Raw genomic sequence first — 23,656 nt, 5'->3', positions numbered from 1 at the left:
AGTAATTCCTCCTTATTTCCCTGAACGATCCAGGTAATTTTGTAAAATCATGACCGCTGCCATCTTATCGATGACCGCTTTTCTCTTTTTGCGGCTGACGTCTGCCGAAATGAGCATCCGTTCCGCTTGCATCGTCGTCAGGCGCTCATCGACGAGAATCGTCGGTAAGCCCGTCGCCTCGGTAAGGGCAGCGGCAAACGCCTCTGACGCCTCGCCTCGTGGCCCGATCGTCCCATTCATGTTCTTCGGGAGACCGACAACGACTTCTTTCACATCGTACTGCTCGATGATGGGCCGGAGCACCCGGACGGCTTCGTCAAAGTCCGGTTCAGTCCAATAGACCGTCTCCACACCTTGCGCCGTCCAGCCCATGAGGTCGCTCACGGCGACCCCAATCGTCTTCGATCCGACATCGAGCCCCATGACTCGCTTCATATTAATCCTCTCTACGATCGTTCAAATACGATTTGACCAGCTCTTCGAGCAGTTCATCTCGTTCGATTTTGCGAATTAAGTTTCGCGCATCGTTATGACGTGGGATGTAGGCAGGGTCACCTGACAACAAATATCCGACGATTTGATTGATCGGTTGGTAGCCTTTTTCCTCGAGGGCTTTATACACGGTGATCAGTGTTTCCCGCGTGTTGGCTCGATTATCATCTTCTGGAAAATTGAATTGCATCGTGCGATCCATTTGGCTCACAAGAATCCACCTCTTTCCGTTTGCACTTCACATTCTATTATGCCAGTGATTCGACGTAATGTGAAGCAAACTTCAATGCTTCATCGAGTTTTGTCGCATCCCGGCCTCCGGCTTGTGCCATATCCGGTCGACCGCCGCCGCCGCCGCCGCAACGTGTCGCGACTTCTTTAATCAGTTTCCCTGCGTGGAAGCCACGTTCGTTCAAGTCTTTCGTCACACCGGCGACGAGGTTGACTTTATCCCCATTCGCTGAGCCGAGGATGATGACAGCTGAACCGAGTTTCCCTTTCAACTCATCGACCATGCCGCGGAGTGCGTCCATATCTTGCCCGTCGACGCGTTTGGCAATCAACTGGACCCCTTGGATCGTTTCAAGTGCATCTGTGAGTGACGCGGCTTCGATGTTCGCAAGTTTTGCTTTCAGCGACTCGTTCGCCCGTTCCACGTCTTTCAACTCGGCTTGGAGCGCCTGGACACGTGACGGCACTTCAAGCGGTTTTGTCTTAAGCAGTTTTGCTGCCGACTCGAGCGTCTCGATTTGCTGGTTCATCACTTCGTATGCACCCGCTCCTGTAACGGCCTCAATCCGTCGCGTACCAGCGCCGATGCCTGACTCCGACAAGATTTTGAACAGTCCGATTTCTGCAGTATTGCCGACATGACAGCCACCGCAAAGCTCTACCGAATCTCCGGCCGCAACGACGCGGACAACGTCCCCGTACTTCTCCCCGAAGAGCGCCATCGCGCCTTTCGCTTTCGCGTCAGCGATGTTCATCTCTTCGATGTCAACACCAATCGATGCCCAAATGCGTTCGTTCACTTGACGTTCAATCGTCTGAAGCTCTTCTGCCGTCACTTGACCGAAGTGCGAGAAGTCAAAGCGGAGTCGGTCCGCCGTCACGAGTGATCCGGCTTGATTGACGTGCTCACCGAGCGTATCTTTCAATGCACGATGCAACAAGTGTGTCGCTGTGTGGTTTTTAATAATCGCTTGGCGTGCGTCTTTGTCTACCGTTGCCGTCACCGCGACTTCCGCCTTAGCGATGCCCGACGTGACCGTGACCGTATGCAAGTTTTGACCGTTCGGTGCTTTTGAGACGTCTTTGACGTGAAGGACGAAGTCCGACCCGACAATTTGACCTTTATCCCCGATTTGACCGCCGCTCTCTGCGTAAAATGGCGTCTGGTCGAGAATGACTTGTGCTTCTTCTCCGGCCGCGACGACATCGACGAGTTCTCCGTCATGAATCAAGCTGACGATCTTCGCCTCTGTGCCGAGATTCGTGTAACCGATAAACGAAGAATCGAGCGTGATATCGGCGAGTACACCCGATTGGATTTGCATCGACTCGACATCGGCTCGCGCCATACGGGCACGCTCACGCTGTGCGTTCATCGCCTGTTTAAAACCGTCCTCATCAACGGAGAGGTTATGGTCTTCCGCGTATTCAATCGTCAACTCGAGCGGGAAGCCGTACGTGTCGTAAAGACGGAACGCGTCTTCACCGCTAATGACGTTCGAACCTGCCGCTTTTTGCGCTTTCGCGACTTCATTCAAGATGGCAAGACCGTCATGAAGCGTCTCGTGGAACCGTTCTTCTTCGTTTTTGACGACTTTCTTGATGAAGTCTTTCTTCTCACGGACCTCAGGGTAGAAGTCGACCATGATGTCCCCAACGACGTCGACGAGCTCGTACATGAACGGACGCTCGATTCCGAGCATCTTCGCGTAACGAACGGCACGACGGAGGAGACGACGGAGCACGTAGCCACGGCCTTCGTTCGATGGAAGCGCACCATCCCCGATCGCGAACGATACGGTCCGGATATGGTCGGCTATGACTTTGAACGCCACGTCTTTACTGCTGTCAGCACGATACGTCTCGCCGCTGATTTTCTCTGTCTCGCGAATAATCGGCATAAACAGGTCTGTGTCGAAGTTCGTCGGCACGTCTTGCATGACGCAAGCCATTCGCTCAAGACCCATCCCCGTATCAATGTTTTTCCGTGGGAGCTCGGTATAGTTGCCATGCCCGTCATGGTTAAACTGACTGAAGACGATGTTCCAAATTTCAAGGTAGCGCTCGTTCTCGCCGCCTGGGTAGAGTTCCGGGTCGGTCGGGTCGTCACCGAACGAAGGGCCGCGGTCGAAGAAGATCTCCGTGTTCGGGCCAGACGGGCCTTCCCCGATTTCCCAGAAGTTGTCTTCGAGCGGGATGATGCGGTCTGCCGGTACACCTAAGCTTAACCAAATTTGTTTAGACTCGGCATCGTCCGGGTGAATCGTCACAGACAGACGGTCCGGGTCGAGCCCGTACCACTCGTCGCTCGTGAGGAGCTCCCAACCCCATTTGATGGCGTCTTCACGGAAGTACTCCCCGACCGAGAAGTTTCCGAGCATCTCAAAGAACGTATGGTGACGTGCCGTCTTCCCGACGTTCTCGATGTCGTTCGTGCGAATCGACTTCTGTGCGTTGACGATACGCGGATTGGCTGGAATGACGCGACCATCGAAGTATTTTTTAAGCGTCGCGACGCCCGAGTTGATCCAAAGCAGCGTCGGATCCTCTACCGGTACGAGCGAAGCGCTCGGTTCGACCGAATGTCCTTTTGATTTGAAGAAATCTAAATACATTTGGCGAATCTGTGCGCCAGTTAATGGTTTGAGCGGTTTCATTAACAATTCCTCCTTATTCTGAACGAAACGAAAAAAAAGCGATGTCCATCCCTATGGAAAGGGACGAAAGCATCGCTTCGTGGTACCACCCTCGTTCGCACGGCAAAGCCGTGCCTCGAACATCCGATAACGTGGATGAGGCGCCCAGGATGAGTGGGGACTCCAGACTAGCTTCGGTCGGCCGACCCCCATCTTCTCGCAGCCTAGGAAGATGTCTCTGATGAGGCGGTGACGACGTACTCGGTTCTTTCATCGTCTTTAATCGTTTCAGTTTTTCTATTCGTCATTATCACACGTGTTCAAGCGTTCGTCAAGACTTGCCGCCGAGCCGCTCGACAAGCTTTGTTCGACGCACCGGCTCTTCTTCCCGTGTCGCCGCCTCGAGTGCGCGAACGTCGCCGAACAAGAGCAAACTCTTCTTCGCGCGCGTGACGGCCGTGTAAATCAAGTTACGCGACGAACGGAACCCGCCGTTGAAGAACACGGGCATGAGGACGATCGGGAACTCGGATCCTTGCGATTTATGAATCGTGATGGCGTAGGCGTGGGTGAACTGGTCCCATTCGCTCCGATTGTACTCGACTTCGATTTGGTCGAAGCGGATGTAAATCTTATCGACCTTGTCGACGTTCTCTTTCGCATAAAAGATGTTTGTGATTTCCCCGATGTCCCCATTATAGACGTTCTCCTCGGCGTTATTGACGAGCTGGAGCACTTTGTCCCCGTTCCGATACGTCCGGTTCCCGTGCTTCACTTCCCTCGCCGCCGACTTCGGATTGAACACGTTTTGAAGCGCTTCGTTCAGTCCATCGATGCCGCAGACGCCACGATACGTCGGCGCGAGAATCTGGATATCAAACGGCGAATAGCCTTTTCGGAGTGCAGCCCCGGCCATCTGACAGATCGCTTGGAGCGCCGTCTCTTGGTTCGCCGTATAGAAGCGCCGGTCCGGGAGCGCCGCCAGTAAGTCGTCTGGCATCTTTTTCGCGTTGAGCGCATGCGCCAAACGGAGGATGCTCGATTCGGACGCCTGCCGATGGACGACATCGAGACGGACGACCGGGATGCCGTCGGTCGACATCAAATCGGCGAGCACTTGACCAGGCCCGACCGAAGGGAGTTGGTCGCGGTCACCGACGAAAAGAATCTTCATCCCGTTCGGCACGGCCCGGAGCAGGCTCCGGAACAAGAAGATGTCAATCATCGACGCCTCGTCGACGATGAGCACTTTCCCGACGAGCGGGTTCGTGTCATCGACTTGGAACGAACTGCCATCGAACTTTAACAACCGGTGAATCGTCGAAGCCGGGAGCCCGGTCGATTCACTGAGCCGTTTCGCGGCCCGTCCGGTCGGTGCGGCGAGGACGAACGGGAACGGCTGGTTCGGTACCGGTTCAAGTTTCCAGTCGAAGACGTCGCTCAGCGCGTGAATAATCCCGCGCACGACCGTCGTCTTCCCCGTTCCCGGTCCGCCGGTAAGCACCATAAGCGGTGATTTCAACGCGAGCTCGATTGCCTCGCGCTGTTGTTTCGCGTACTCGATGGAGAACATCTCCTCGACGCGACCGACGGCATCGAAAATTGTCGCCATATCGACGTCTTCTGTCGTCGAGGTCGACATGATGCGGGCAAGTTCTTCGGCCGCCTTTCGTTCGGCCCGATAGACGCGCGGATGGTAGACGACCCCATCTTCAACGATGATGCGTTCGTCTTGGGCGAGCGTCTCGAGCGCGGATACGAGCGCATCGCCCGGGTCCCCCCCGATGATGCGCGGCATCTCACGGTGGAGCTGTTCAGACGTGACGAACAAGTGCCCGTTCCCTTGCTCGAGCTCGAGCACGTACAAGACGGCGGCGGCGATCCGCTCCGGATGGATGCCTTGAATGCCAAAATGTGCCGCGATGGCGTCGGCCGTCTTGAAACCAATCCCTGGCACATCGTACATGAGCGCATAAGGGTTCTTCTCAATCGTCTCCATCGCCCGACCTTCATATTCTTTATGAATCTTCGAGGCGAGCCGTGGCGTCACATCGAACGGGGCCAAGAACAACAGCAATTGGTCGACGCCATACAAGACGTTCAACCGTTCCGTGATGACACGGGCTTGTTTCTCTTTCAATCCGTCGACGTTCGAGAGGACGCTCGGATGTTTGACGATTTGGTCGATGCAGTCGTCACCGAGCGTGTCGGCGATCTTTTGCGCCGTCTTTTGCCCGATGCCCGGGAACGAACCGTTCGTCAAAAAGCGGACGGCCGCTCGTTTCGTCATCGGGACGACGCGGCGAATCCAATCCGCCTTCATCTGTTTACCGAACCGTGGATGATCGACGAGACGGCCGTGCGCCTTATACGTCTCGCCCTTCTCGATTCCGACACCGACCCCGGCGATGACCATCTCGGTCTCGTCGGTCTCAAAGTTTTTTTCTTTTATACGTACAAGCGCGATCGTGTGCGCTTCTTCTTCCGATTGAAACAGGACGCGGATGACTTTTCCTGTCAACTCGTAAGGTGCTGCCATCATGTGAGCCACCCCCAGCTAGTTTTCCATCCCCCATTATAGCCCGATTCGGAAGAGGAGAACAAATCGCCTAACTAAACAAGTTCAGGATTTGCTCAAGCTGATTGAGATTGACCCGTTCGAGGAGGCGGATCAACTGGTCGATGTCGACCCGATTCAACAGCCGCTCGAGCTGGTCAACGTCGACCGTACTGAAGAGCCGTTCGAGTTGGGCCACATCGACTCGTTCGAGCAACCGTTCGAACCGTTCCAGTTCGCCTGTATTGACGTAGCCTTGTAAGCGTTCGAGCAGCTCGGTCCGCTCGACCCAGAACAGCTTTTCAAGCGAAGGGCGTTGAATGAGCAGGACGAGCCCGCTCGCCGCGACGTGAATCCCCCAGTTCAAGACGACGTGTCCGAGCCGCAACGTTTGGCCGATGAACGGGATGAGTGGAATAAACGAAATTTGCAAGACGAGTAGCCCGAGTTGGAGATATGCGTTCGGGACAATCCACGCGATGATGGCGAGCGCGAGCGGGACCGTCCAGCCGATGCCGACGACACCGAGTGATTGTCGAAACGACCGATTCGTCGAGAGTAACCAATGCATAAGGAGTCCGATGACGAAAAACGTCGCAAACAAAATGAGAAGTGTCGCCGTCGCCCGTTCCGATTCGATGATGACGCGATAGAACACGTTATTCGTCCATTCTCCGGCCGCCAATCGGTTATCAATCGCGGTGAACATGCGCCCGAGCATGAACCATTCGACGACAAAAAATAAGATAACGCTTAGTAGACTGATGATTCGCATGATGTCTCTCCTCCCTATTGTTCCTTGTCCATTTCCCGAACGCATAGGTGGTTACGCACGTTTTTCGTTGAATCAAACGGGGAACTGTTCGAGTGAACCTTATGAAGGAGGAATGACGCATGACGAAACGGATTCCAATCACCGGACTATGTGAACTCGTATTAGAAGTGACAGACATGGCGGAGGCGGTCGACTTTTGGCACGGCAAACTCGGTCTTCCGGTCGTCGAACAGTGGGTCGGGGACGACGCAGAGCCGAGCGAGGCACAAGAACATGCAGACGAGCCTTGGGCGACGTGGTTATATGTCGGCGGTAACACGCGTCTCGGGCTATGGTTAAAGCGCGACTTCACGGAAGAAGAAGATGCGAACCGACGCCAAGACGTGACCGAATGGGAGACGCTGTATGACGAAGGGGGCTCCCACGTCCACTGCGCGTTTTACGTGCCGATGGACTCGTTTGACCAAGCGCTCGACGTGTTAAACGATTCCGGTATCCCGACGAAATTACGGACGTGGGACGAAGACGAGACCGTCAACGGGAAAGAACGCTCCGCTTACTTCAAAGATCCGAGCAAAAACGTCATCGAGCTGTATACGAAAAATATGGACGAGGCGTATGAGAAGTTCGGCGGGGAGCCGGTGAAAATCACGACGAAGCAATTATGAATCCATAAAGAAAAAAGCCTTTGCGATTTTTTCGCAAAGGCTTTTTTAAGCATTCAATTCCCGAGCAACTCGTCCATTTTCGCTTTCGCGTCATACGCGAGCGCATGGTCCGGTTGCAATTCGAGCACACGTTCGAGCTCGGCGTACGTCTTGTCTTGTTCACCGAGGAACGCATAGGCGATTGCCAAGTTGTAGCGCGCGTCCGTGTGGCTCGCGTCGAGGTCGAGCGTGTGCTCGAGCGCCTCGACGGCCAAATCGAGCTGTTCGTTCTGTGCGAGCGCGAGCCCGTACTGGAACGAAATCTCGACGTCTTCTGGCGACTGTGCTTGCGCTTCCTTCAGACGTGGCAAGGCGCGGACGAAGTCGCCCATCGCCTTGTACGTCAAACCGAGCATGAAGTGCAGGTCCGCGTCGTTCATCCCGGCAAGGAGCGCCTGGCGAAGTGACGACTCGGCCAAGTCGAGCTGCTCGAGCTCATAGGCGAGTGCGCCTTTCGCGTAGTGGGCCGCGCCGAACGCGTTGTCGAGTTCGAGCGCCTTGTCGTAAAAGACGACGGCCCGCTCGTGGTCCCCGATCGCTTGAAGGAGCGTCCCCATGTTGACGTAACCGGTCGGGTCCGCGGGGGCGGCTTCAATCGCAGCGTTGAACTGCTTCGCCGCTTGTTCAAACTCGCCTTGCTGCATCGCTTGGATGCCTAATTCGTTTGCGTTCATCGTCATCACCTCATCCGATATAGTCGAGTCGTTTTCCAGATCGATACGCTTCATCAATCGTCGCACCGCCGAGGCAGATATCGCCGTCATAGAAGACGACGGCCTGGCCTGGCGTGATGGCGCGTTGCGGCTCGTCGAACTTGACGAGCACTTCGCCGTTCTCGAGCGGCGCGATCGTCACCGGTACGTCTTGTTGACGGTAGCGGAACTTCGCCGTCGCCCGGAACTCCGTTGCTGAAACGGTACCCGTCCACGACAGTTTCGAGGCGAGGAGCGCGTCTGAATAGAGCGCGTCGTGATGGAACCCTTGGCCGACGTACAAAATGTTCTCCTCGACGTTCTTGCCGACGACGAACCACGGGTCCCCGTCGCCACCGATGCCGAGACCATGGCGTTGACCGAGCGTGTAATACATGAGCCCGTCGTGCCGCCCTTTGACGACACCGTCGAGCGTCTGCATTTCGCCTGGTTGTGACGGCAAATACTCCGAGAGGAACTCTTTGAAGTTCCGCTCGCCGATGAAGCAGATGCCCGTCGAGTCTTTCTTCTTCGCCGTCGCGAGGCCCGCCTCTTCGGCGATGACGCGGACGTCTTTCTTGTCCATATGCCCGATTGGGAACATCGTCCGTGCGAGCTGGTCTTGGGACAACTGGTTCAAGAAGTAGGTTTGGTCTTTATTGTCGTCTTTTCCGCGCAAGAGACGGTGTTCACCGTCGACATAGTCGACGCGTGCATAATGGCCCGTCGCGACGAAGTCGGCACCGAGACGGAGTGCATGGTCCAGGAACGCCTTGAACTTGATTTCCTTGTTACACATGACGTCCGGGTTCGGTGTCCGGCCAAGACGATACTCGGCCAAGAAATATTCGAACACGCGGTCCCAATATTCTTTCTCGAAATTGACCGCATAATACGGGATTCCGATTTGGTTCGCCACGGCGATGACGTCTTCATAGTCTTCGGTTGCCGTACACACACCGTTTTCGTCCGTGTCGTCCCAGTTTTTCATAAAGATTCCGATGACGTTGTACCCTTGCTCTTTTAAAAGATGGGCCGTCACCGATGAATCGACGCCGCCTGACATCCCGACGACGACCGTCGTCTCTCCAGGGGCTTTCGTTCGTAAATTCATTTCCTCACTCCGTTCGTGAATGTCGAGACGACATCAGCAAGCCGTTCCGCGAGTTGCTCCACGTCGTGCATCGTATTGCCTTGTCCGAAACTGATCCGGACCGATTGTTTCGTCCGCTCCGACGCGCCGAACATGGCCGTCAAGACGTGCGATGGTTCAATCGACCCGGCCGTGCAGGCGCTTCCGCTCGAGATGGCGACGCCGCGCATGTCCATCATGATCAGGAACGGTTCGAGGTCGATGCCCGGTAGGTACAAGTTGACGATATGCGGCAGACGGTTCGCACCGTTCACCTCATAGTCCACCCCGAGAAGGTCGAGACGCTGAAGCAACGTCTCGGCCAACTGATGATACTCGGCCACCCGCTCTGAACGCTCGGCCATGATGAGCGCTGCTGCTGTTTTGAATCCGACGGCACCCGGAACGTTTTCCGTGCCGGCTCGACGTTTCCGTTCTTGTTGGCCACCAAAAGAACGCGTCGCTAATTTTACACCTGTTTTCATAAAAAGAAAACCGATACCTTTCGGCCCGTTGATTTTATGGGCCGAGGCCGACAATAAATCGACACCGAGCGCCTTGACGTCAATCGTTTCCGTCCCGAGTGCTTGGACAGCGTCGGTATGGAAGAGCGCTTGGTGGTCGCGTAGCACCTCACCGATTTCCGCGATCGGTTGAATCGTGCCGACCTCATTGTTCCCATACATGACGGAGACGAGAATCGTCTCGTCCCGTAGCGCCGCCCGAACCGCCTCGACCGAGACAGCACCCGTCGAATCGACGTCGAGATACGTCACGTCGAACCCATCGTGCTCAAGCTGTTCCATCGCATGGAGGACGGCGTGATGCTCGACTTTCGTCGTGACGAGATGCTTCCCTTTATGCGCATTCGCCTCGGCCGCACCGAACAACGCATAGTTGTCCGACTCGGTCCCACCCGACGTGAACACGATCTCGTTCGGCGTCGCCCCGATGAAACGGGCGAGCGTGCGGCGTGACTCGTCGAGCGCGGCCCGGGCCGTCCGTCCGATCCCATGGATGCTCGACGGGTTGCCGTATTGTTCTAGAAAGTATGGCGTCATCGCCTCGAGCACTTCAGGACGCATCGGGGTCGTGGCGGCGTGATCAAAGTAATTCATTTTTTTCACCTCGTCCTTAAATGTAAAACATGTAGCCGTTCGTGTCTTCTTCGGCCAGATCGGCGAGCGTCGTCTCGTCGAGAACGGTCTCAATCGCCACTTTGATTTTATCCCACAGTTTGCGTTTGACGGCATCGTCCGCTTCTGAGTCTTCGACGATTGTGAGCGGTCCTTCGAGCAAACGGATAATCTCACCGGCCGTGATCTCTTCTGCCGGCTTGACGAGCTGGTAGCCGCCATAAGCGCCGCGCACGCTCTTGACGAGTCCGCCGTTACGGAGCGGTCCAATCAATTGCTCCAAATAATGCTCGGGCAGCTCGTGGCGGGCTGCGATCTTCTTCAAACTGAGCGGTTTATTGTCAGTCTCACGGGCGAGCGCAATCATAATCGTCAACCCGTAGCGACCTTTTGTAGATATTTTCATCTTCATGTCTCCTTCTGTTATACTGTTCGAACAAACGTTTGTCGAAAGGAAAGTGTGCGTATGAGTGATTTATTCCAGCAATCCAATAGCGGCCCGCTCGCCAATCGGATGCGCCCCGAAACGTTAGACGAAGTCATCGGTCAGCGGCACATCATCGGCGAAGGCAAGTTGCTACGTCGCGCCATCGAGGCCGACCGGCTCGGCACGATTATCCTCTATGGACCACCGGGCACCGGCAAGACGACGCTCGCCCGTGTCATCTCGAACTATACGAAAGCGACGTTCGTCCAATTGAACGCCGTCACTGCGAAACTCGATGAACTGAGAAGTGTCATCCGTGAAGCCGAATCGCGCTTTGACTTTGAGAATGAACGGACGATCCTCTTCCTCGACGAAATTCATCGATTCAACAAGTTGCAACAAGACGCCCTGCTCCCGGCACTTGAGGCCGGGAAGCTCGTCTTGATCGGAGCGACGACCGAAAACCCGAGTTTTGAAGTGAACGCGGCGTTACTTTCCCGCGCGACGGTGTTTCGGCTCGAACCGCCCGGACCAGACGAACTGCGCGTCGTCCTCGAACGTGCGCTCGTCGACAAGCGAGGGTTTGGCAACTATACGGTCAAGATGGACGATGCGGCTGTTGACCATTATATCAAAATGGCGGACGGTGACTACCGTGTCCTCTTGAACGGGCTCGAACTCGCCGTCTTGACGACACCCGAGGTCGATGGGGTGATTCACATCACGCTCGACGTCGCCGAAGAGTCGGTGCAACAAAAAGCGATCAAATACGATAAGACGGGCGACCGCCATTATGACGTCATCTCGGCATTCATCAAATCGATTCGCGGCTCCGACCCGGACGCCGCCCTCTATTGGCTCGCCGTCATGATCGAGGCCGGTGAGTCACCGCGCTTCATTTTACGGCGCCTCTACGTCCATGCGGCCGAAGACATTGGCATGAGCGACCCGAACGCGTTGTTGATCGTCGATGCGGCCGCCCGGGCGAGCGAGTATGTCGGCTTCCCGGAAGCACGGATCCCAATCGCCGAGGCCGTCCTCTACTTGGCGACGGCACCGAAGTCGAACGCCGTCATCACCGCGATCGACAAGGCGCTCCATCACGTGCGGACGATTGAAGGCGGGCCAGTCCCCGTTCACTTACGGGACGCGCACAGCCCCGGGGCCCGTGAACTCGGGAACGGTGCCGGCTATAAATATCCGCATGACGAGAAGGACGGCTACGTGCCACAAAACTACTGGCCCGAAAACTTGGCCCGGAAACGTCCGAAATATTATACGCCGACACCCCGCGGCTTCGAACAGCAAGTGCAAAAGCGGCTCGACTATTGGGAAAAACGACGCTGACTCATCTGAGCCGGCGCCGTTTTTTTATTTCTGGATGCGGTTGATCTCGACACCCGCTGTCTCGAGCATTTCATTGATAACATAACCGGCTGCGACGAGCCCTGCGACCGATGGCACGAACGCGTTCGAGCTCGGTGGCATCTTCGCCTTACGAATCGGCGCGTCCTTCTTCCCGACGACTTCGTTCACGTCTTCCCGCGTGACAATCGGCGACTCGTCCGAAAAGACGACCGGCACGCCTTTATGGATTCGTTCTTTCCGGAGACGGGTCCGGACCATCTTCGCGATCGGGTCGTACGTCGTGTCTTTAATGTCGACGACCTTGATTCGCGTCGGGTCCATCTTGTTGGCCATGCCCATACTTGAGATGACCGGGATGCCGCGGCGTTTACATTCGACGATCAAGTGAATCTTATAGATGATTGTGTCCGATGCATCGATGACGAAATCGAGGTCTTGTGCGAAGAACTCTTCGAACGTCTCTTCAGTATAGAACATCTTTAGTTTGACGAGCTCAAGCTCGGGATTGATGTCGAGGAGTCGTGTCCCCATCGCTTCGACTTTCGGTTGTCCGACCGTCGAGAGGAGCGCGTGGATTTGACGGTTGACGTTCGTGATGTCGATGTCGTCCTTATCGACGAGCACGATACGACCGACGCCGCTCCGGGCGAGTGCTTCGGCTGCGAACGAGCCGACACCGCCGATGCCGAGGATGGCGACCGTCTTTCCTTTTAATGTGTCTAAACCTTCTTGCCCGATGGCCAATTCATTTCGTGAAAACTGGTGTAACATACTCTTCCTCCAAATTAATTCTATTTTCTCACACTATTTTACTCGGAATTACAAACAAAAAAAAGACGTCTAGCGACGTTTTAATAAAAAATCGATGGGGCCCGGAGTGCCGTGACGATGCCCTGCTTTTGAACCTGCTTAAGCAGGTGGGTGACCTAGCGTCCCCTTCACAAGTCCTCCTGCACGTGATGAGGCAGTTGATCCGGATGGCAGTTCGGTCTCCCGTATTCAAAGTGTTGGCTCAAAATAACGAAGGCGGCTCTCGTACACCTCAGGTATCCCATCTGTTGATTTAACTATAGCTTGTCTGTAAAAAGAAGTCAATCAGAAACCACGACTTCTCGTGACAGTTTCGTCATAACCACGTGTTACGAAACGCACCGTTCGGGTCGTACGTTTCTTGTTGGCGCGCGATATTGAAGCGGCGGTCGCGCGAGTCGTTACCGACGCCCGCCTGATACGCCCAGTTCCCATAATTGCTCGCCACGTCGTAGTCAATGAGCCGCGATTCGAAATACGCCGCCCCGTAACGCCAATCTTGTCCGAGCTCTTTCGCAAAGTAGCTCGCGACGATTTGACGCCCTCGGTTTGACATCCATCCGGTCGCGTTCAGCTCACGCATGAAACTATCGACGAAGTCGACGCCTGTCTCTCCTCGTTGCCAGCGGGTGATCACGTCTTCCTCGACGCGCCACGACTTTTCCTTCGAGCGGATGCCTTGGGCCTGGAAAAGCCGCTTACCCTGTTCGAGGGCCACCCATTGGAAGAACTCGCGCCAAAGCAACTCAAAATAAAGCCAATACGTCGACTCGTTCGCCCCGTGCGACGCCTCGTGTCGCTCGAGCTCATGCAGGACACGACGTGGCGACAGCGACCCGTTCGCAAGGTAAGCGGATAGTTTCGAAGAATCGTCGACCCCAAACCCGTTGCGCGTCTCTTTGTACGTCCGGACCGGCCCGTTCAAATAGTGGGCCAGTCGTTCCCGCCCGGCCCGCTCCCCGCCTTGAAACGGGAACGCCGATCGTTTGTCCGTCTCGACCGGTCCGTGATCGATTGGAAAGTCAACCGGCGAAGTGGCCTCCGTGTACGCACGTTCAATCAACCGATTCGGCGCGGCGTCCGACTCGATCTTCTTTCGAAACTCGGTGAACAAAAACGGCATCCGCTCAAACGGAATCTCGTCACGCGGATAGAGGGTGAATCCGTCGAACACCTGCCACTCGCCTCGCCAAGCGCTCTTGACGTCTCGCTCGATGCGGCGCTCATTAAAGCCAATCGAGGATTGGAACACCAGTCGATCATTGGGGTCAAGGACGTCTAGCGGATGACCGACATGGACGTAGAGCGGGATATCGAGCGCTTTAAGTGAACCGGCTAAATCTTCGAGCGTCTCCTTTAAAAACTGCAGGCGCCGTCGTCCGAGCGGGATGACACCGTACCGGTTTTCCTTCAACTCATCGGGCCGAATCACGTAATGGCCTTCAATCGGGTCGTCATGTCGGAGCGCTTCTTCAAGCGGCAAATGATCATCGACGCGAAGGTCGTTGCCATACCAAATAATCGTCTTCATCTTTACACCTCCACTCTCATTATGACGCCATCGTCAGACGACGAAACGGTCAAACCTGCAAAGGATATGTTTTCAATTCTGCAACTCGTGGAATATATGTCTTTAGAAGAGAAAGGGGTGCTACAACATGGCTAGAAAAGGGAAATTCGGTACATTGATTAAAGTCGCGACGGCGGTCGCACCGTTCGTCTACGATTATTATAAAAAGAACAAGGCGAAAAAATCGCCGACACCTAAAAAATAATCACGAACGCTTCAGACTTCGTCTGAGGCGTTTTTTTCTTGCCTGCCGTTCGAATGTGATATGATGATGGAACATTTTAGGGAATCGAGGCGACACACATGCAGGCGGTATGGGTTCAATCTTTACGCATCACATTGAAGTGGGCATTATTCATGGGCGGCTTGTTCCTGCTCGCCCTCGGGTCATCGATGATGATCACGGCCGATCTCGGCGTGTCGACATGGGACGTGCTCCATCTCGGCCTCGCCCGTCATACCCCCATCTCGGTCGGGACGATCATTCTTCTCGTCGGGCTACTGCTCGTCTTCGTTAAATATCTGCTCGACCGCATCCGTCCGCAGTTCGGCACCCTCGTCAACGCCATCTTCGTCGGGGTGTTCATGAACCTCATCCTCGACCACCATTGGTTGCCGCGACTTGACGGCATCGCCTTGAACGTCGGGTGGCTCGTCCTCGGCATCTTCGTGATTGGCATGGGAGCGGGACTATACGTCGCCATCGGTTACGGAGCCGGCCCGCGTGACGGGTTGACGCTCGCCTTGGCAGACCGCTTCCATACGTCGGTCCGCATGATGCGAACGTGGATGGAACTGACGGCCTGCCTGATCGGCTGGGTGCTCGGCGGACCGGTCTTTTTCGGGACGGTGCTGTCGATTTTCTTGATTGGTCCGTTCTTTCAGTTTTGGCTCGAACAGTTTCGTCGGCTCGTCTCGGTCATCGACCGGGCGAAAGTCGATCCAGCATGAAAAAGCGAGGAGATTGGACGTCACCGTCCGGTCTCCTCGCTTTTACGTTATGGGACGAGCACAATTTTTCCGAACTTGCCCTGTTGCTTGAAATACGTCTGGGCGTCACGCGCTTCATCAAGCGGGAACGTGCGATCGACGATGGGACGGATTTCCCCCGCCTGAATCGCTTGAAGCATCGCGTTAAACTCCGAGCGCGTACCGAGTACTGAACCGTACATTGTGATGTGCTTCAAATAGAGCGTCCGGAAATCGAGATGCGTCGTCTGACCGCCGGCCGAGCCTGAGATGCAGAACTTCCCGCCGTTCTTCAACACGTCGAGCGCCGTCTTGAACAAGGCGTCCCCGACGACGTCGAGCACCGCATCGACCGGTCCCCCGTTCGCCTCGACAATGTCATCAGCGAGCGTCTCGGATCGATACGAGAAGACGCGGCTCGCGCCGAGTTCTTTCAGTTTCGCCTCATCTTTCAAATCCCCGACGATGGCGAATACGTTCGCACCGTGGACGTTCGCCGCGATTTGGACGTTGAACAACCCGACCCCACCGCTCGCCCCCGTGACGACGATCGTCTGCCCCGGCTGAATCTCGATCTGTTCGTTCATATGCCACGCCGTCAACCCGCTCACCGTGAACGCGGCGCTTTCGACGAAACTGTCGAGCGGCATGTCGTAGCAGAGGTCTGCCGGCCAGGTGACGTATTCGGCATAGCCCCCGTCATATTCGGAGCCGATGAACGACATATCGTCTGCGATATGTTCGCCGCCGTCTGGTCCGCTCGACGTGAACGGGAACAGGATGACACGGCGACCGACCATCGTGTCATCGACACCACCGCCGACGTCCACGATCTCGCCCGTAATATCAGAACCCGGGATCCGGGGGAACTGGACCCCTTCCGGACGCCAACCCGATTCTTTGTCCGTCCCGTACGCCCCTTCCCGCATCCAAATCTCCGTATTGTTGATCCCGCAGGCTTTGACGCGCACGAGCACCTCTCCTTGTTTCGGTTTCGGGGCCGGGATGTCGACGACCTGTAACTGGTCGACATCGCCATAACCGATGACTTGAACGGCTTTCATCATCTATTTCCTCCTCGTCTTCATTTGATTGTCTATACCCATCTAACGCGCGATAGCCACCAGAAGTTTGGTGGCTGCTCGCTATTACAATTGCTGGCGGCGAAGCAGCCCGGCGAAGACGCCGCCTTTTTCGCTCAGTTCGTCATGCGTCCCGTCCTCGACGATCCCGTCCGCTGTGACGACGAGGATGCGGTCCGCATTTTTCACCGTCGCGAGACGGTGGGCGATGATGAGCGTCGTCCGGTCGGCCGCGAGTTCATTGAGCGAGTCTTGAATGATCGCTTCCGTCTCTGTGTCGAGCGCCGACGTCGCCTCATCTAGAATGAGGATCGGTGGGTTTTTGAGGAACATCCGGGCGATGGCGATGCGCTGTTTCTGTCCACCTGACAGTTTCAAGCCGCGTTCCCCGATTTGTGTGTCGAGCCCGTATTGCAACTCGTCAACGAGCGAATTCAAGTGCGCCTTCTCGACCGCATGCATGATCTCCTCGTCCGTCGCGTCGAGCTTGCCGTAGGCGATATTCTCACGGAGCGTCCCGGCGAACAAGAAGACGTCTTGTTGCACGATCCCGATTTGACGACGGAGGCTCTCTTTCGTCATGTCACGGATGTCCATACCGTCGATCGTGATCACCCCGTCCGTCACGTCGTAGAAGCGCGGGATGAGCGAACAGATCGTCGTCTTCCCGGCCCCACTCGTCCCAACGAGGGCGACCGTCGTACCCGAATTGATGTCGAGGTCGATGTCAGTCAACACTTGGCGGTAGTCTGAATAGCCGAACGAGACGTTTTGGAAAGCGATATCGCCTTTCAGTGTCTTCACGTCGACCGCGTCCGGACGGTTCTCGATGTCCGGCGCCTCATCCAACAGTTGCGTGAAGCGTTTGAAGCCGGCCATCCCTTTCGGATACATCTCGAGGAGCGCCGTGATCTTCTCAATCGGTTTGATGAGCAGGTTCATGTAGAGGATGAACCCGACGAGCTGTCCATAAGACAGTTGACCTTGATACGTCAAGTACGCCCCGTAGACGAGGACGAGTAACGTCATAAGTCGCGTCGTGATGTAAATGCCCGCGAGCGACTTACTCATGACACGGTACGCCTCGATCTTCGAGCCGCGATAGAAGTTGTTGTCTTTTTGGAACCGGTTGATCTCGAACGTCTCGTTCGTGAACGATTGGACGACACGTGCCCCAGAGACGCTGTCTTCGACCCGCGCGTTCACTTCGCCGATGTTCGTATACATCTTTTGCCACGCCTTATTCATGTTCTTGTTGGCGTATGTGATTATCGCGACCAAGAACGGAACGGCGACGACCGTGACGAGTGCGAGCTGCGGATCGATTGTGAACATGATCCCGAACGCGCCGAGGAGCGTCATGATGGCGATGAAGAAATCTTCTGGCCCGTGGTGCGCCACTTCGCCGATATCGAACAAGTCGTTCGTCACCCGGCTCATCAGATGGCCGGTCTTATGATTATCGAAGAATCGGAACGATTGTTTATGGATATGGGTGAACAGCTCTTCCCGCATATCGGTCTCGATGTTGATCCCGAGTTTGTGTCCCCAATAGTTGACGACGTATTGCATCATCATGGCGAGTATGTAAAGGATGAGTAGACCGATGCTGACGATGATAATCCAGTTCCATTCCCCACCTGGCAATAGATCATCGATGAACCACTGGACGGCGAGCGGGAACCCAAGTTCGAGCAGACCGACGAGGATGGCGAATGAGAAATCAAGGATGAATAACTTCTTATGTGGACGGTAATAACTAAAAAAACGTGAAATCATGTCGTTTCCCCCTTCTAAACAAATAGTTTACGCCTTTTTGCAGGAAGTGGAAAATGGGAAGCACGTCTTTTTCAATCTTTTTTCAGTCGCGGTATAATACAAGTAAGGAGTGATTCAGATGAACGTACAGATTACTGACAGCGCCAAGGCACGCATCGACGCCTTGAAAGGTGAACGTGACGGACAGATGCACTTGTTTTATGAGACGGAAGGTTGTGGTTGCGGCAATAGCGGCATCTTCGAGATTCGCTACGTGACCGAGACGACATCGGAGGACGTCGAGATTGACTCGAACGTCGGACCGATCCTCATCAAAAACTGGACGAAAATCTTTTTGGACGAGGATATGATCATCGACTATCGTGACGATAAGCGGACGCTCGTCTTGAAGAGCAACGGCCAAGTGTTCAACTCGAACTTGCTCGTGACCGACGGGACCGGTTGCCAGTTGAACGTGCCAAGCCGATGAAACAAGCGTTACGAAACTATCCGAGCCTCTGGCTTTGGTTCCTCCTCAGCTTCGGACTCGGCTTGTTCGGAATTTACCTTGCCTTCACGGATTCCGTCTATTCGATGACGGCCGTGATCGCCTCGCTGTTCGCGTTCGGATTCGCGCTTCAGCAGACGGCGAAGAAGATGAGTGACCAAGAGGAGTAGAAGAGAAAAGCGGACTGGCCTTCGCTACTCTTATTCGCAAAAAAATATTGTGTTATTAAGAAGAGCAGAAAGACGCCACTCCAAAAAACGGAGTGACGTCTTTTAACGTTTCAATCAACTTGAATCGTATTAAACGTAATCAACCCATCCTCTTTGAGTACACCATAGGCCACACGCCCGTCGACGTAAATTGGTTTCGACGTCGTCCCGCTCGTGTTCGGTAACGTCGCTACACTTTCTTGGCCTAGGTCTGCAATCAACAACCGATTCATCCCTTCCCGGAAAAGGATCCGGTCGTCGTCTAGGAAACGAAACGCATCAAACGTTATTTTCGTCTGTGATCCTCTATATTCAAACGTCTGGGAAGAGGATTTCGAGACAAACTCCGTTCGGCCTTCTTTGCCGAGCGCGACATAATCGGTCCCCATCCCAAAATCAATCAATGCGCCCATCTCTTCGTCAAACGAACCATCGATCGACACGAGCCTCGTCGTTTTGTCCCCTTGATCGAAAAAGCTCTGATGGATCAGCGCACCATCCACACTACCACGGTAGTCGAATGGGTATTCCCCGTCTCGTTTCTCCCCTTCTTGGAGCGTGTACGTCCGTAACGCTTCAACCGACCCTATCGTCGGCGAATACTGCACCAGACTTGACGTCGTCACTGTCTCTGACGCCACATAGTCGACCCACATAAAGCCGCCTTCTGAAGTGACCACATTAGGAGGGGGAGTCTGAAACGCGCTGATGCCTTCGTAAAGTTCAGTCGGTTTCGTTTCACTCATCTTCATCCGAAAGATCGTCCAGGCAAAAGCTTCACCCTCAATTATGTCGTACTCGAGCCAAACCAATTCGTCATCGATGCCGACGAGATTGCCAATCGTTTTGGACGTTTTGTAAATCGATTGGTTCGACGCTTGTTCCGTGTCATAGACGAACACTTCATGCGTCGCCTCACCCGTCGTATACGTATAGACAATCCGCGTGTCGACAAGATGCTCCGGTGCGATCATCGGTGTTTGATCAGCGAAGAATAGCGACAGGTCATACGTCATCATTTCCCCGACTGACTCGATTTCCCCGGCGCTAGATAACAAAGTCGTGTCCTCATGCTCTGGAACTGATTTTGTCACCGTCTCATCGACGGATTTCTCGGTTTGTGGTGTTGCTTTCGATTCTGCGAAGCAACCGGACAAGGCGACCGACACGGCCATCGTGAGTCCGACCCATATCATGCTTTTGTTTCGTTTCATAATTATCCCCTACTATACATACAATTTATTCCATAATCATAACATCATTTCCCTTCTTTAGATATACGAAAAAAGACCCGCCAATTGACGGGTCCTTGTGACGAACACTTATTTCTTCTCTTTCACGGCTGTGCGAATCGACAACTCCTCGAGTTGTGCGTCCGCGACCGGGCTCGGTGCTTGTGTGAGCAAGTCGCTCGCCGACGCCGTTTTCGGGAAGGCGATCGTGTCACGAAGGTTCGAACGACCCGCGAGGATCATGACGAGACGGTCGAGACCGAGCGCGATACCCGCGTGTGGCGGTGTGCCGTATTCGAACGCTTCGAGCAAGAAGCCGAACTGGTCGACCGCTTCTTGTTCGGTGAAGCCGAGCAATTTGAACATCCGCTCTTGAATGTCACGCTCATAAATCCGTTGCGATCCACCGCCGAGCTCATATCCGTTCAAGACGAGGTCGTACGCGAGAGCGCGAACGCTCGCAGGGTCCGTCTCAAGCAAGTGGAGGTCCTCACGGTTTGGCATCGTGAACGGGTGGTGATTGGCGTAGAAACGGCCGTCTTCTTCTTCGAACGTGACGAGTGGGAAGTCCGTCACCCAAAGGAAGTTGAACTTCGACTCGTCGATCAGACCGAGTTCATGTCCGAGCTTGACGCGAAGCGCGCCGAGGCTGTCCGCGACGACAGTCGGTTTAGCCGCCACGAAGAGGAGAAGGTCGCCCGCTTCCGCGTTCGTTGTTTCAATCAACTTCTGCGCGTACGTCTCATCGAAGAACTTAGCGATCGGTCCGTTCAAGCCTTCCGGTGTCACTTTGAGCCATGCGAGGCCTTTCGCACCGTAAACGGCCGTGAACTCTTGAAGCTTATCGATGTCCTTACGTGAGAACTTGTCGGCTTCCCCTTTAACGTTGATTGCTTTGACGTGGCCGTTTGACTCAAGTGCCATATCGAACACTTTGAAACCGGCTCCCGTGACCGCTTCCGCGACATCGATGAGTTCAAGTCCAAAGCGTGTATCCGGTTTGTCTGAACCAAAACGGCGCATCGCTTCCGCATAAGTCATCCGTTCAAACTTCGCTGGCGTGTCCGTCCGACCAAGCGTCGCTTCCATCACTTGTGCCATCATCGATTCCATCATCGCCATCAAGTCTTCGACGTCCATGAAACTCGTCTCGATGTCGACTTGTGTGAATTCCGGTTGACGGTCAGCCCGAAGGTCTTCGTCACGGAAGCAACGTGCGATTTGGAAGTACCGATCGAACCCGGCTACCATCAAGAGTTGTTTGAAGAGTTGTGGAGATTGTGGGAGCGCATAGAACTCACCGCCGTGGACACGACTCGGGACGAGATAGTCACGCGCGCCTTCCGGTGTCGACTTCGTCAAGATCGGTGTCTCGACTTCAAGGAACTCTTCTTCCGTCAAGAAGTTACGAATCGTGTTCGACGCTTTTGAACGGAGACGGAACGTCTCTTGGAGCGCCGGACGACGGAGGTCGAGGTAACGATATTTGAGACGGAGGTCTTCCGATACGTTCTCCGCCTCGTCGCCAATCGGAATCGGTGTCATCTTCGCCGCGTTCAAGATGTTGATCTCTGAGGCGATGACTTCGACGTTTCCTGTCGGCATGTTCGGGTTCTTGTTCTCGCGCTCGAGGACCGTCCCTTTAATGTCTAGGACGTACTCGCTGCGGATCGACTCGGCGAGCTTGTGCACCGCCTCGTTTTCCGGGCGGACGACGACTTGGACGATGCCTGTGCGGTCACGAAGGTCGATGAAGATAAGTCCTCCGAGGTCACGACGTTTTTGTACCCATCCTTTAAGCTGTACGTCTTGGCCGATCAGTGACTCGGTCACGCGGCCGTTCATATGTGTGCGTCCAATCATTGTGCTGCTCCTTCCGATAGTTCACGAATTTTGTCTGCGACGGCCGAGAGTGGCACGTCGACTTGTTCCCCTGTCGCCATCACTTTGAGCGACGCCGAGCCACGCTCGACTTCGTCGTCTCCGAGGATGACGGTGAATTTTGCCTGTAAGCGGTCGGCTTGCTTGAATTGGCCTTTGAACTTGCGGCCGAGATAGTCGCGGTCCGCCTTGAAGCCTTCGATGCGAAGCAGTTGCAACAGGCGCGTCGCCGTCACTTCAACTTCTTTTCCGCCCTGGGCGACGACGAAGACGTCGAGGCCAGTCTCGAGCGTCGGGAGCACGCCTTCGTTCTCGAGGGCGAGGATGAGCCGTTCAAGGCCAATCCCGAAGCCGATCCCCGGCATGTCCGGTCCACCGATGTCTTGGACGAGGCCGTTATAACGTCCACCGCCACAAAGCGTCGTGATGGCGCCGAACCCTTCTGCCTCGGACATAATCTCGAACGCCGTGTGTGTATAGTAGTCGAGACCACGGACGAGCGTCGGGTCGACCTCGTACGCGACGCCGAGCGCGTCGAGTTGCTCGAGCACCGTCTCAAAGTACGCCTTCGACTCCGCGTTCAAGAAGTCGAGGATCGACGGTGCCGTCTTCATCGACGGGTGGTCGCGGTCGACTTTACAGTCGAGCACGCGGAGCGGGTTTTGATGAAGCCGCGTCTGACAGTCTTGGCACAGTTCATGCGCGACCGGCTCAAAGTGGCGGATGAGCGCTTCGCGGTGCGCGTTCCGACTCTCGGCATCCCCGAGCGAGTTGACGACGACTTTGATTTTCTTCAAGCCGAACGACTTGTAAATCGAGTAGGCGAGGCTGATGACCTCGGCATCGACGGCCGGGTCACTGCTGCCGATCGCCTCGACACCGTATTGGTGCAACTGACGGAAGCGACCTTTTTGCGGACGCTCGTAGCGGAACATCGGTCCCATGTAATACAGTTTCGTCGGCTGGTCGGGGCTACCGAACAGCTTGTTCGTGACGAAGGCACGAACGACCGAAGCCGTCCCTTCCGGACGGAGCGTGTACTCGTCCTTACCTTTTTTCACGAGCGTGAACATCTCTTTTTGGACGATGTCCGTCGTCTCACCGACGCTTCGTTTAAATAGGTCGGTCGTCTCGAAGATCGGGGTACGAATCTCTTTATAGTTGTAACGGGCGCTGATGTCGCGTAATTTCGCTTCGACATATTGCCACGTCTCGACCGTGCCCGGGAGCAGGTCCTGTGTGCCGCGTGGTGCTTTCATCTAAATTCCCTCCTTAAAATACAAAAAGGCCCTCGTCCGCAAAGGGACGAGAGCCTGTTAAAGTTTCCCGTGGTACCACCCTCGTTGCAGAGCCAATACTTGAAACTCCGCCACTCGAAATCGGTTAACGCCCGATGAAACGGCTTCCCCTACTATGCGTTCAAGGAAGCACCTCCAAAGTGTCATTCGGGTCATCATCCAGTCGATGCTCTCAGCCGTGGCATC

21 protein-coding genes, 1 other RNA gene and 1 other annotated feature (1 of these 23 only partly in view) are annotated in these 23,656 nt (G+C 55.1%); of the genes, 5 read left to right on the top strand and 17 right to left on the bottom strand.

Going from position 1 to position 23,656, the window contains the following annotated elements; all coding sequences use genetic code 11:
- Nucleotides 1-12 precede the first annotated feature (12 nt).
- The 5 genes from ruvX to RT52_RS13755 form a co-directional block, all read right to left on the bottom strand.
- On the bottom strand, nt 13-435 hold the full coding sequence (ruvX, locus tag RT52_RS13775; protein WP_034817985.1) for a Holliday junction resolvase RuvX: 423 nt from the start codon (nt 433-435) through the stop codon (nt 13-15).
- A gap of 1 nt (nt 436) precedes the next feature.
- Nucleotides 437-703 (bottom strand): IreB family regulatory phosphoprotein, encoded by a 267-nt coding sequence (locus tag RT52_RS13770; RefSeq protein WP_024369914.1) that lies wholly within the window; start codon nt 701-703, stop codon nt 437-439.
- Between the two features lie 37 nt (nt 704-740).
- A complete protein-coding gene (gene alaS / locus RT52_RS13765) occupies nt 741-3,380 on the bottom strand; it encodes an alanine--tRNA ligase (protein WP_034817984.1) in 2,640 nt (879 codons plus the stop codon).
- A 310-nt stretch (nt 3,381-3,690) separates the two neighbouring features.
- Nucleotides 3,691-5,901: an SF1B family DNA helicase RecD2 gene (gene recD2 / locus RT52_RS13760; RefSeq protein WP_209325647.1), complete on the bottom strand. Its 2,211-nt coding sequence runs from the start codon at nt 5,899-5,901 to the stop codon at nt 3,691-3,693.
- A gap of 67 nt (nt 5,902-5,968) precedes the next feature.
- Nucleotides 5,969-6,691 (bottom strand): membrane protein, encoded by a 723-nt coding sequence (locus RT52_RS13755; RefSeq protein ID WP_034817983.1) that lies wholly within the window; start codon nt 6,689-6,691, stop codon nt 5,969-5,971.
- 119 nt (nt 6,692-6,810) lie between these two features.
- Here RT52_RS13755 and RT52_RS13750 point away from each other — a divergent pair, with 119 nt between their 5' ends.
- Entirely contained in the window at nt 6,811-7,359 is a 549-nt protein-coding gene (locus tag RT52_RS13750) for a VOC family protein (protein ID WP_034809622.1), read from the top strand.
- 53 nt (nt 7,360-7,412) lie between these two features.
- Here RT52_RS13750 and RT52_RS13745 read toward each other — a convergent pair whose 3' ends face one another.
- Genes RT52_RS13745 through cymR form a run of 4 tightly spaced genes read right to left on the bottom strand, consistent with a single transcriptional unit; the run spans nt 7,413 to nt 10,764 of the window.
- Nucleotides 7,413-8,072, bottom strand: a complete 660-nt coding sequence (locus RT52_RS13745) for a tetratricopeptide repeat protein (protein ID WP_034817982.1) — start codon at nt 8,070-8,072, stop codon at nt 7,413-7,415.
- A 10-nt stretch (nt 8,073-8,082) separates the two neighbouring features.
- Nucleotides 8,083-9,204 (bottom strand): tRNA 2-thiouridine(34) synthase MnmA, encoded by a 1,122-nt coding sequence (gene mnmA / locus RT52_RS13740; RefSeq protein ID WP_034817981.1) that lies wholly within the window; start codon nt 9,202-9,204, stop codon nt 8,083-8,085.
- Nucleotides 9,201-10,340, bottom strand: coding sequence for a cysteine desulfurase family protein (locus RT52_RS13735; RefSeq protein WP_034817980.1), 1,140 nt, complete (start codon nt 10,338-10,340; stop codon nt 9,201-9,203). The genes mnmA and RT52_RS13735 overlap by 4 nt, the downstream gene beginning before the upstream one ends.
- A 16-nt stretch (nt 10,341-10,356) precedes the next feature.
- Nucleotides 10,357-10,764 (bottom strand): cysteine metabolism transcriptional regulator CymR, encoded by a 408-nt coding sequence (gene cymR, locus RT52_RS13730; protein WP_034817979.1) that lies wholly within the window; start codon nt 10,762-10,764, stop codon nt 10,357-10,359.
- A gap of 60 nt (nt 10,765-10,824) precedes the next feature.
- Between cymR and RT52_RS13725 the strand changes: the two genes are divergently transcribed.
- Nucleotides 10,825-12,132 (top strand): replication-associated recombination protein A, encoded by a 1,308-nt coding sequence (locus RT52_RS13725; protein WP_034809637.1) that lies wholly within the window; start codon nt 10,825-10,827, stop codon nt 12,130-12,132.
- Between the two features lie 24 nt (nt 12,133-12,156).
- Here RT52_RS13725 and RT52_RS13720 read toward each other — a convergent pair whose 3' ends face one another.
- The 3 genes from RT52_RS13720 to RT52_RS13715 form a co-directional block, all read right to left on the bottom strand.
- The gene (locus tag RT52_RS13720) at nt 12,157-12,924 is read right to left on the bottom strand and encodes a tRNA threonylcarbamoyladenosine dehydratase (RefSeq protein WP_034817978.1); all 768 of its coding nucleotides are present in this window, start codon (nt 12,922-12,924) and stop codon (nt 12,157-12,159) included.
- A gap of 94 nt (nt 12,925-13,018) precedes the next feature.
- Nucleotides 13,019-13,205: non-coding RNA, 6S RNA (gene ssrS, locus RT52_RS16250), on the bottom strand.
- A gap of 74 nt (nt 13,206-13,279) precedes the next feature.
- Nucleotides 13,280-14,494, bottom strand: coding sequence for a DASH family cryptochrome (locus RT52_RS13715; RefSeq protein WP_034817977.1), 1,215 nt, complete (start codon nt 14,492-14,494; stop codon nt 13,280-13,282).
- A gap of 342 nt (nt 14,495-14,836) precedes the next feature.
- Here RT52_RS13715 and RT52_RS13710 point away from each other — a divergent pair, with 342 nt between their 5' ends.
- Nucleotides 14,837-15,484, top strand: a complete 648-nt coding sequence (locus RT52_RS13710) for a YczE/YyaS/YitT family protein (RefSeq protein ID WP_034817976.1) — start codon at nt 14,837-14,839, stop codon at nt 15,482-15,484.
- A gap of 47 nt (nt 15,485-15,531) precedes the next feature.
- Here RT52_RS13710 and RT52_RS13705 read toward each other — a convergent pair whose 3' ends face one another.
- A complete protein-coding gene (locus RT52_RS13705; RefSeq protein WP_034818029.1) occupies nt 15,532-16,566 on the bottom strand; it encodes a zinc-binding dehydrogenase in 1,035 nt (344 codons plus the stop codon).
- Nucleotides 16,567-16,650: 84 nt separating this feature from the next.
- Nucleotides 16,651-18,363, bottom strand: a complete 1,713-nt coding sequence (locus tag RT52_RS13700) for an ABC transporter ATP-binding protein (protein WP_034817975.1) — start codon at nt 18,361-18,363, stop codon at nt 16,651-16,653.
- Nucleotides 18,364-18,481: 118 nt separating this feature from the next.
- Between RT52_RS13700 and RT52_RS13695 the strand changes: the two genes are divergently transcribed.
- Together RT52_RS13695 and RT52_RS13690 are read left to right on the top strand one after the other, a co-directional pair.
- Complete coding sequence (locus RT52_RS13695) at nt 18,482-18,832, top strand: iron-sulfur cluster biosynthesis family protein (RefSeq protein WP_034809652.1); 351 nt, start codon at nt 18,482-18,484, stop codon at nt 18,830-18,832.
- Nucleotides 18,829-19,020 carry a hypothetical protein gene (locus RT52_RS13690; RefSeq protein WP_034817974.1) on the top strand — a complete coding sequence of 64 codons (192 nt, stop codon included), beginning with the start codon at nt 18,829-18,831 and terminating at the stop codon, nt 19,018-19,020. Before RT52_RS13695 ends, RT52_RS13690 begins: the two co-directional genes overlap by 4 nt.
- A gap of 110 nt (nt 19,021-19,130) precedes the next feature.
- Here the strand turns inward: RT52_RS13690 and RT52_RS13685 are convergent, their stop codons facing one another.
- The 3 genes from RT52_RS13685 to hisS form a co-directional block, all read right to left on the bottom strand.
- Entirely contained in the window at nt 19,131-20,273 is a 1,143-nt protein-coding gene (locus RT52_RS13685) for a hypothetical protein (RefSeq protein WP_034817973.1), read from the bottom strand.
- 108 nt (nt 20,274-20,381) lie between these two features.
- Nucleotides 20,382-22,154, bottom strand: a complete 1,773-nt coding sequence (gene aspS, locus RT52_RS13680; RefSeq protein ID WP_034817972.1) for an aspartate--tRNA ligase — start codon at nt 22,152-22,154, stop codon at nt 20,382-20,384.
- Complete coding sequence (hisS, locus tag RT52_RS13675; protein ID WP_034809658.1) at nt 22,151-23,431, bottom strand: histidine--tRNA ligase; 1,281 nt, start codon at nt 23,429-23,431, stop codon at nt 22,151-22,153. Before hisS ends, aspS begins: the two co-directional genes overlap by 4 nt.
- Nucleotides 23,432-23,470: 39 nt before the next feature.
- Nucleotides 23,471-23,656 (bottom strand) — a binding site (T-box leader) (it continues 50 nt past the right edge of the window).

Origin of the sequence: Exiguobacterium alkaliphilum 12/1 (genome assembly GCF_000714435.1) — a bacterium.
Classification (GTDB): Bacteria; Bacillota; Bacilli; order Exiguobacteriales; family Exiguobacteriaceae; genus Exiguobacterium; species Exiguobacterium alkaliphilum.
Note: the sequence above shows the minus strand (reverse complement) of the source record. Positions and strands in the feature narration are given on the sequence as shown.